This window comes from Clostridium aquiflavi, from assembly GCF_031344075.1.
Taxonomy (GTDB): Bacteria; Bacillota; Clostridia; order Clostridiales; family Clostridiaceae; genus Clostridium; species Clostridium aquiflavi.
Window position 1 is genome coordinate 34,479 of record NZ_JAVJAN010000034.1, and the last position, 9,128, is coordinate 43,606.

Consider the following 9,128-nt stretch of genomic DNA (forward strand, 5'->3'; position numbering starts at 1 on the left):
AACAATATATTACTATATAGAAAAATAGCAGATTATAATTAAACAACAGATTACTAACATACAACAATAAAATTTATTAATATTAAAAGGATATTTTGATAGTATTAAAATGAAGAAAAATTAATGTTGAATCAAAGTTAATAAAATTAATTTTGATTAATAAAAGAATAATTAATGGAGAGTGAAACATAATGAGAATGTATGATTACTTAGTACCAAGTGTAAACTTTATGGGAGCAAACTCAGTGTCAGTAGTAGGTGAAAGATGTAAAATATTAGGCGGAAAGAAAGCTTTAATAGTTACAGATAGATTTTTAAGAGATATGGAAGGCGGCGCTGTTGAATTAACAGTTAAATATTTAACAGAAGCAGGAATAGAAGCTGTTTATTATGATGGTGTTGAACCTAATCCAAAAGATGTTAATGTTTTAGCTGGATTAGAAATATTCCAAAAAGAAAATTGTGATATGATTGTAACAGTAGGTGGCGGAAGTGCTCATGATTGTGGTAAAGGAATAGGTATTGCAGCAACACATGAAGGAGATCTTTATGACTATGCTGGAATAGAAACACTTTCTAATCCATTACCTCCAATTGTAGCAGTAAATACTACAGCAGGAACTGCTAGTGAAGTAACTCGTCATTGTGTTTTAACTAATACAAAGAAGAAAATAAAATTCGTTATAGTTAGTTGGAGAAACTTACCTTTAGTTTCTATAAATGATCCAATGCTTATGGTTAAAAAACCAGCAGGATTAACAGCAGCTACAGGAATGGATGCATTAACTCATGCTATCGAAGCTTATGTATCTAAAGATGCAAATCCAGTAACTGATGCATCTGCAATACAAGCTATTAAGTTAATATCACAAAACTTAAGACAAGCAGTAGCTTTAGGTGAAAACCTTGAAGCAAGAGAAAATATGGCTTATGGATCATTACTTGCAGGAATGGCGTTTAACAATGCTAATTTAGGATATGTACATGCTATGGCTCATCAATTAGGTGGATTATATGATATGCCGCATGGTGTTGCTAATGCTATGCTATTACCTCACGTTGAACGTTATAACATGATATCAAATCCTAAGAAGTTTGCTGATATAGCAGAATTTATGGGAGAAAATATTTCAGGTCTTTCAGTAATGGAAGCAGCAGAAAAAGCTATAGATGCTATGTTCAGACTTTCAAAAGATATTGGAATACCAACAAGCTTAAAAGAAAAAGGAATTAAAGAAGAAGATTTTGAATACATGGCAGAATTAGCATTACAAGACGGAAATGCATTCAGTAATCCAAGAAAAGGAAATCAACAAGATATAATAAATATATTCAAATCAGCTTACTAATTAAATAGAATATTTATATTTAGAGTAAAAATTTTTGAGAAAAGTTTAGAAAAAGAAGTTGATTACTAAAAAATCAACTTCTTTTTTGATTAATTTAATTTCAACTTCTTTAAATCATCTAAAGTAAGGATTCCCTTTATTGTAATGATTATGTTATTATCTTGTATTTTTATATCTTTAACCTTGATATTATTAATACTGCTTATAGAAAGAGTAATATCACCAGTATTTTTATCAAATTCTACAAATTCATTTGATTTTAATTTAGAAAAAATCAAATCTTTATTAATGTTAATGAAACCAACATTACCACTATCATAATGAAGAATACATTTGCCATTTTCAGCAGAAGCAGTAAATACTAAATGGCCCTCTAAAGGAATTCCATTGTATTTTAAATGAAAGATAATATTAAGTTTATTTTCATTTATATCTACTTTTAATCCAGTTATTAAATTTGAGAGTTTATTATTACTTTTTTTAATTAAACCAATAAACATAGAATTTAAGTCTTCTTCAGAAAGTGTTAAAGAAGTCTCAAGGGATATTTCCTTAGAAGATAAATTTAAATCATTCCTTGATAGTTTATCTAGCAGAGTTAAATCATTAAAATTAGATGAAGTATTAATATCTATGACTTCAGTTTTAGGGTAAAAGCCAATGTAATAAGTAGCACTTAAAGTTAAAAGAATTACTAGTATTATACTTAAAAATATACTAGTTTTTTTTGTCTTTGCCATAAGTTTAACCTCCCTTAGTAAATATTTTAATTATATGTTTTAAAGTAGTATTTGTAAATTTAAATAGAAATTTAAAAAGTAAACTTTAACAGAAAATCGTTTTTAGATGTAAACAAGAAATTAAAATATAAATTATAGTAATAACAAGTTTGTAATCACTATAATTTATAATATCATAATAAATAGTTTACCTTATTTAGAAGAAAAAATAAAAATATAGAATAATAATTAAATTTCTATTAATTTTTACAATTTTTAATAATATAGTCCCTTTTTAGAGTTTATTTGTTGTATTATTAAATGGTACAATTTACAAGGATGATTAAGGGGGAAACGTAAATGAAAAAGAAATTAATTGTAATAGGAACTGCAGTATTAATGACGATATGTAGTGGAAGTGTACAAGCATTTGCATATGATAATAATGCAAATACTAAAATAGAAATTTCTGAAGAAGAGAAATTTGAGCCTGAAAGAAATTGGCTTAACATGGAAGTGGCAGATGAGCTTAATAAGAAATTTAATGAACTTACAAAAGAAGATTTTTTAAAGATTAAGAAATTGGATTTGCATTACAAAAGATTAGAAGGGGAATTACCAGAAACAATAGGTTTAATGAAAAACTTAGAGTATTTAAATTTAAACTATTGTAAATTGACTAAAATTCCTGATAATATAACAGAATTAACTAAATTAACATATATAGATTTAGGTGACAATAAGTTTAGAGAATTACCAGAAAAATTTGAAGAAAAGATAATTAAAGGTGAATATCAATATGTTGATGTTGAAAGCAATGAAGTAAGATTAAAAGAAGGATTGCATTTTTTAAAGGGAAAGTGGACATACTTAGACAGACATGGTGATAGAGTTAAAGAAACTATAAAAGTTAATGGTAAAACATATAACTTTAATGAAGATGGTACATTAAAAATTGGTTGGCAAAAAGAATCAGAGAAGTGGTTTTATTATGACACTTCTGGAGAGTTAATAAAAAACACATGGAAAGTAATTAATGGCAAGAAGTATTACTTTAATGAAAATGGTGAAATGTTAATAGGATTTATAGAAGTGAATTCAAAAAAATATTATTTAAATTCTAACGGAGAAATGGCTACTGCTTGGACAAAAATAGATAATCAATATTATTATTTTGATAGTAGTGGAATAATGCTTAGCGGTTGGTTAGATGAAGGCAATAATAGGTATTATTTAGATCAAAATGGTATTATGGTATCTGGAAAAGAAATTACTATAGATGGTAAAAAATATAGATTTTATTCTAATGGAGCACTAATTAAAAATACATGGATTGATGATAATACATATGTTCAGCCTAATGGAGAAACTGTAAATACATCTAGTAATTATTCTCATTCTAATGTTCAACTTAATGCATTTAAGTATATGACAAATCCTAGTAATCAATTAAGCGTTCATAATAAAGCTGTAGAACTTCATGGAGGAGAGACAAGCAATAATTGCGTATATTTCTTATCAGAAGTTTTAAGAAGAAGTGGTGTTTGGTTACCAGAGCAAACTTGTAATACTTACGAATTAGAAGGATTATTAAAAGAAAAAGGATTTATAGCATCAAGTGATTTCACACAATTAAAACCAGGGGATATTTTATATACTAATGGTCATACTCATGTGTATTTATTTATGGGATGGAGAGATAATCAATATGCTTATATAGTAGATAATCAAAGAGATAAATTTGATAATGAAATATTCCATATAAGAAATGTATATAATGATGATTCAACATACTCTACTGATAGAGCAATATATTTCTATTATTATCCATACTAAAATTTTAGTTTTATTTTGGTAGAAAAGGAGAGAATTTTATGAATATTAATAAAGAATATATTTTAAAAACAGCAAAAGAAATATTAGAATTTAATAGTCCAACTGGATTTTGTTTTGACATAATAAAAAAGATTGAAGAAATTGCTAAAGGTTTTGGATATGAATTTGAAACAACAAGAAAAGGTTGTGGAATAATAACTGTAAAAGGTGAATCTAATAATGAAGTAATAGGATTATCAGCTCATGTAGATACTTTGGGCGCAATGGTTAGATCAATAACAAGTGATGGAAAATTAAAATTTACTTTGCTTGGAGGTCCAATAGTTCCAACGTTAGATGGAGAATATTGCATCATAAGAACTAGAGAAGGAAAGCTTTATAACGGTACATTTTTAAGTACAAGTCCTGCAGCTCATGTTTTTGAAGATAGCTCAAGCAAAACACGTGAACCTAAAAATATGGAAATAAGAATAGATGCGGTAGTAAAATCTAAAGAAGATGTTGAAAAGTTAGGAATTTGTGCAGGTGATTTTGTATTTATTGATCCTAAAACAACAATAACAGAAAGTGGATTTATAAAGTCAAGATTTATAGATGATAAAGGTAGTGTATCTTGTTTAATGGGATTACTTGAACTATTCAATAGAGAAAAGATAACTCCTAAATTTACAACTAAGATATTTATTTCAGTTTATGAGGAAGTTGGACATGGTTCATCATATATTCCCAAGGATATAACAGAAATGATAGCTGTAGATATGGGATGTATAGGTGATGATTTGAATTGCACAGAATATGATGTTTCAATATGTGCAAAGGATTCTGGCGGCCCCTACGATTATAATATGACAACAAATCTAGTTAATTTAGCTAAGGAAAACGACATAAATTATGCAGTAGATATTTATCCAATGTATGGATCAGATGTCGGAGCTGCACTTAAGGGCGGAAATGATATAAGAGGAGCCCTTATAGGACCAGGAGTTCATGCGTCACATGGAATGGAAAGAACTCATTATAATGCATTTGAGAATACAATAAAATTATTATATTTATATTTAACTAAGCAATAATTATATTTAAATGTAAAGCTGTTTCAAATTTTTTATTTAATTTGAAACAGCTTTTTTGATTTTTGAGAATAATCAATATGTTATATTTGGATGCTAAAAAAATCATATTTTTAATGTATCCGATTTAAAATCATATATATGATTTTTGAATTTATTTTTTATGATTATTAATAGACGTTGAAGAACGAATTATTAATTTAGGTTGAATTATTTGTTCTTTAATATATTCTTGACTTTTGTTTTGTATCATAGAAATTAATTGCTCAATTGCAGCAGCACTTATTTCAGAAACGGATTGATGGATGGTAGTTAAAGATGGAAAATACTCTGAGGCTTCTTCGATGTCATCAAATCCGATAATTGACAAATCTTCTGGAATTTTAATTCCGAGTTGTTGTGCACTGCTAATTGTTTGTAAAGCTAATTTATCAGTTGCACAAACAATTGCTGTAGGTGGACAAGATAGTTGTTGAATGTTTATTAGGTAATCTGTAATCATTGACTTTGTTTTAATTTTATTTTGCCATGTTTTTGGATTTGATGGAAGTTTCAATGCTTCAATTTCTTCTTTAAAATAATTGAATCTATGTCTAACTCCTAAAAGTTGATTGCCTATATAACCAATATTTTCATGATTTAATGTAATTAAATGGTTTAATGCCATTTTAATCCCTTCTTTTTCATCTGTACGAATGACAGGAGTAATATAATTTTCAATATCACCCATTATAGCAACAAAAGGAACCCCTTGTTTTTTTATATTTTGTATAAATAAATCATTTTCAGAAAGATTATCAAGTATTATTAATCCATCAAATAAGTAATTTATCATAGCATTTAATTGTCGTTTGGCTGTTTCGTACTGATAATTAGTATGACCAATAAATAATTCTAAGTTTTTTTCATGTACATAATTTTGAACTTCTTTTACAATTTTAGATAACAACGGATCTGTAATATCTCTTACAATTACCCCTAATACACCTGTATTTTTTGTACGCAAAGCAGATGCAAAAGGATTTTGTTGATATCCTAAAGAGTTTGCTATATCAAGTACTTTTGTTTTGGTCTTTTCACTAATTTTTATATTTCCATCTTTTTTGTTTAAAATTCGCGAAACAGTTGCAACAGAAACATTAGCAGCTTTAGCAACTTCACTAATAGTAACTTTTTTATTCATACATAATTGGCTCTCTTTCTATATATTAATATGTTAAATGTCTTGGGAGACAGTTTTAATATATAGTAACTATACCATTATTTTTTGTGAAATGCTAAAATTCTTTTTTATTGTTTATTTTAAAGGTAACCAATTTATGATTTTTTTAATTTGATAATCCCAGAAATTCCATTCATGTGAACCAGGTCCTTCAGAATAAATATAGTTAGGTAATTTATGTTTTATATTGTCGCGGAATTTAATATTATCTTCATATAAAAAATCTTCTGTGCCACAACATTGATAGACATTTAAATGAGAAAGAGCTTCTATATTTTCTTTCCTTATTAAATAATATAAATCATTTTTAGTACCTTCAATTTTATGGTTCCCATAAATTAAATCAAAATCTTTCATTTGTACATCTTTATTATTAGGGAAATTTTTAATATCAACTACACCAGAAAGGGAAGCGGTAGCTGAGAAAAAATTTGGATGATTGAAAGCCCATTTATAAGCTCCATATCCACCCATAGACAAACCAGCCACAAAATTATCTTCTCTTTCGCAAGATAATGGAAAGAAATGACGCATTTTTTTAGGTAATTCTATTGTTAAGAATGTCCAATAGCTACTTCCATAGCACATATCTGTATAAAAACTACGATGAACTTGTGGCATAACCACTGCAATACCACGTTCATTTGCATAACGTTCAATAGATGATTGCCTAGTCCATGCACTAGCATCATCAGAAAGTCCGTGTAATAACCAAAGTGTTGGATATTTTTTTAGAATATCTACTTCGCCTACTTTCCCATTTTCTTTTTTTTGTTCTGGTATTATCACTGTGGATGTAGTAGAAATCTCTAAAACATCTGAATAAAAATTACATGTAATTAATGCCATAAAAAACAACTCCTTTTAATTATTTTAAAAACACTTGTATTAATTTCTTTTATAGTTTATCATAAACATTATAAAAAGTAAACGTTATACGTTAAACGTTTGAGGAAAAATAAAGGAGGATAATTATGAACAAAATTAAAAAGGAAAAGGGATCTACTATTTTTATTATCTTTATCTGTATAGCAGCTGCCTTTGGTGGGCTATTATATGGATATGATTCAGCAGTTATTTCTGGGGCAATTGAATCAATTCAAGCTAAATTTCAATTTAGTAGTGCAATGGTTGGATTTGTGGTTTCAAGTATTTTAATAGGTGGAGCTATTGGAGTATTAATTTCTGGTTCTTTTAGTGATTGGATGGGTCGTAAAAAGGTACTAGCAATTTCAGCAATATTATTTGGAGTATCTTCAATTATTCAAGCTTTTGCACCTAATGTGATAATTATTATTTTAGCAAGATTAGTTGGGGGCTTAGGTATTGGAATGGCTTCTGTATTATCAGTTACATATATTTCTGAAGTTGCTCCTTCTCATATGAGAGGACGATTAGGTTCAATTTATCAATTTGCTTGTGCTATTGGGATTGTATCTGTTTACTTTATTAATGCGGCAATAATGAATGGTGCTGATCATATGTGGAAAATTAATGTAGGATGGCGTTTAATTTTAGGACTAGCTGGTGTTCCTGCAATATTATATCTTATTATTTTATTGCCAATACCAGAAAGTCCAAGATGGTTAATATTTAAAGGGAGAAGTGAAGAAGCTAAAACTATTTTAGAAAAAATTAATGGAAAAGTAGAAGCTAATAGAGAACTTATTAATATTGAAAATTCAATTAAAGTTAATAAAAGAAATTCATGGACTGATTTTAAATCTCCTGGAGTAAAGAAAGCACTTAGAGTAGGCATTATTTTAGCTGTATTGCAACAATTAGTGGGTATAAATGTTATTATTTACTATGCTCCACAAGTATTTAAAGCAGCTGGTGCAAATGGAGACATGGGAACTCTTACTATTTCTATGATAGGTATAGCAGCCTTTTCTGGTGTAGTTTGTTCTATGTGGCTTGTTGATAAGATTGGTCGTAAAAAACTTTTAATGATTGGTAGTTTAGGAATGGCTTGTATGCAAGGTCTTGTTGGTATTTCACTACATTTTAATTTAAATTTAGGAATATTAACAAGTATATTCATTGTATTATACTTATTTTTGTTTAATGTTTCTATGGGACCAGTTGTATGGGTTATTCTTGGTGAGATTTTTCCAAATCAAGTTCGAGGAAGAGCAATGTCTATTGCAACATTTTTTATGTGGGTAGCAAATTGGTTGATATCACAATTATTTCCAATTATTTTATCTAATTTTGGAGGTGGAATAACATTTAGTTTCTTTGGAATAATGTGCATTATTGCTTTCCTTTATACATGGGTAGCACTTCCAGAAACAAAAGACAAATCACTAGAAGAAATAGAACAAATTTGGGGATAAAATTAAAATATGTTTTTTAAAGAAATAGAATTTATATAGTATTTTAGATTCGAGAAATAAAGTTTTTGAGAAACATGATTATTTGTAAAAGATAGAAGGAATTTTACCATGTCTTATATAATAAAATTATATGAGAGGAGTGGTAAATTTGAAGGTGGTCAATAAAGAAAACAAATGCAATGCATGCCATAATATTGTAAAATGGAATTGCATAATTTATGGTGAGAGGACAGCTACAATAAAAAGAGAGGGTATGCAAGCGCAAGAGGTAATAGCCATAGGTGAAACTATAGGAAGTAACGGAACAATAACTAATTATGAAGCAATTGTTAAATGTCCATTTTGTAATACAAAAAATAAATTTTCAATATAAAAACAATTAGAACTCTAGAAATAGGGTTCTAATTGTTTTTATATTTAACTTTTGAATATGTCTTAAATCTGTGTCTATATATGCAATAGGGAAAGTGGCATTGTAATTGGACTTTGAGAATCCTCAATGAGTATTGTCACATTTACTGCTTGTCTCAATTTTATATTGGGAGCAAGCTAAAATGGGACTATACTCATTTTTAGTATTCCTAAGTTTAATT

8 protein-coding genes are annotated in these 9,128 nt (G+C 27.9%); 5 read left to right on the top strand and 3 right to left on the bottom strand.

All coding sequences use genetic code 11. The annotated features are described in order from the left end of the window. Nucleotides 1-191: 191 nt before the first annotated feature. Nucleotides 192-1,349, top strand: coding sequence for an iron-containing alcohol dehydrogenase (locus tag RGC78_RS12530; RefSeq protein WP_252212795.1), 1,158 nt, complete (start codon nucleotides 192-194; stop codon nucleotides 1,347-1,349). Between the two features lie 89 nt (nucleotides 1,350-1,438). Here RGC78_RS12530 and RGC78_RS12535 read toward each other — a convergent pair whose 3' ends face one another. Then, complete coding sequence (locus tag RGC78_RS12535; RefSeq protein WP_252226352.1) at nucleotides 1,439-2,089, bottom strand: hypothetical protein; 651 nt, start codon at nucleotides 2,087-2,089, stop codon at nucleotides 1,439-1,441. 339 nt (nucleotides 2,090-2,428) lie between these two features. Between RGC78_RS12535 and RGC78_RS12540 the strand changes: the two genes are divergently transcribed. Both RGC78_RS12540 and RGC78_RS12545 read left to right on the top strand, forming a co-directional pair. Beyond that, a complete protein-coding gene (locus tag RGC78_RS12540) occupies nucleotides 2,429-3,904 on the top strand; it encodes a leucine-rich repeat domain-containing protein (protein ID WP_309556755.1) in 1,476 nt (491 codons plus the stop codon). Between the two features lie 38 nt (nucleotides 3,905-3,942). After that, a complete protein-coding gene (locus tag RGC78_RS12545) occupies nucleotides 3,943-4,977 on the top strand; it encodes a M42 family metallopeptidase (RefSeq protein ID WP_309556756.1) in 1,035 nt (344 codons plus the stop codon). A gap of 151 nt (nucleotides 4,978-5,128) precedes the next feature. Here RGC78_RS12545 and RGC78_RS12550 read toward each other — a convergent pair whose 3' ends face one another. Both RGC78_RS12550 and RGC78_RS12555 read right to left on the bottom strand, forming a co-directional pair. After that, complete coding sequence (locus tag RGC78_RS12550; RefSeq protein WP_309556757.1) at nucleotides 5,129-6,157, bottom strand: LacI family DNA-binding transcriptional regulator; 1,029 nt, start codon at nucleotides 6,155-6,157, stop codon at nucleotides 5,129-5,131. Between the two features lie 114 nt (nucleotides 6,158-6,271). After that, complete coding sequence (locus RGC78_RS12555; RefSeq protein ID WP_252226358.1) at nucleotides 6,272-7,045, bottom strand: alpha/beta hydrolase; 774 nt, start codon at nucleotides 7,043-7,045, stop codon at nucleotides 6,272-6,274. 125 nt (nucleotides 7,046-7,170) lie between these two features. Between RGC78_RS12555 and RGC78_RS12560 the strand changes: the two genes are divergently transcribed. After that, on the top strand, nucleotides 7,171-8,535 hold the full coding sequence (locus RGC78_RS12560; RefSeq protein ID WP_252212789.1) for a sugar porter family MFS transporter: 1,365 nt from the start codon (nucleotides 7,171-7,173) through the stop codon (nucleotides 8,533-8,535). A 154-nt stretch (nucleotides 8,536-8,689) separates the two neighbouring features. Further along, nucleotides 8,690-8,908 (top strand): carbon monoxide dehydrogenase, encoded by a 219-nt coding sequence (locus RGC78_RS12565; protein WP_252226522.1) that lies wholly within the window; start codon nucleotides 8,690-8,692, stop codon nucleotides 8,906-8,908. Nucleotides 8,909-9,128 lie beyond the last annotated feature (220 nt).

What these genes read in the sequence shown, in the direction of transcription:
- RGC78_RS12530 (WP_252212795.1), top strand. Translation starts at nt 192, where the DNA reads ATGAGAATGTATGATTACTTAGTACCAAGTGTAAACTTTATGGGAGCA.
- RGC78_RS12535 (WP_252226352.1), bottom strand. Translation starts at nt 2,089, where the DNA reads ATGGCAAAGACAAAAAAAACTAGTATATTTTTAAGTATAATACTAGTA.
- RGC78_RS12540 (WP_309556755.1), top strand. Translation starts at nt 2,429, where the DNA reads ATGAAAAAGAAATTAATTGTAATAGGAACTGCAGTATTAATGACGATA.
- RGC78_RS12545 (WP_309556756.1), top strand. Translation starts at nt 3,943, where the DNA reads ATGAATATTAATAAAGAATATATTTTAAAAACAGCAAAAGAAATATTA.
- RGC78_RS12550 (WP_309556757.1), bottom strand. Translation starts at nt 6,157, where the DNA reads ATGAATAAAAAAGTTACTATTAGTGAAGTTGCTAAAGCTGCTAATGTT.
- RGC78_RS12555 (WP_252226358.1), bottom strand. Translation starts at nt 7,045, where the DNA reads ATGGCATTAATTACATGTAATTTTTATTCAGATGTTTTAGAGATTTCT.
- RGC78_RS12560 (WP_252212789.1), top strand. Translation starts at nt 7,171, where the DNA reads ATGAACAAAATTAAAAAGGAAAAGGGATCTACTATTTTTATTATCTTT.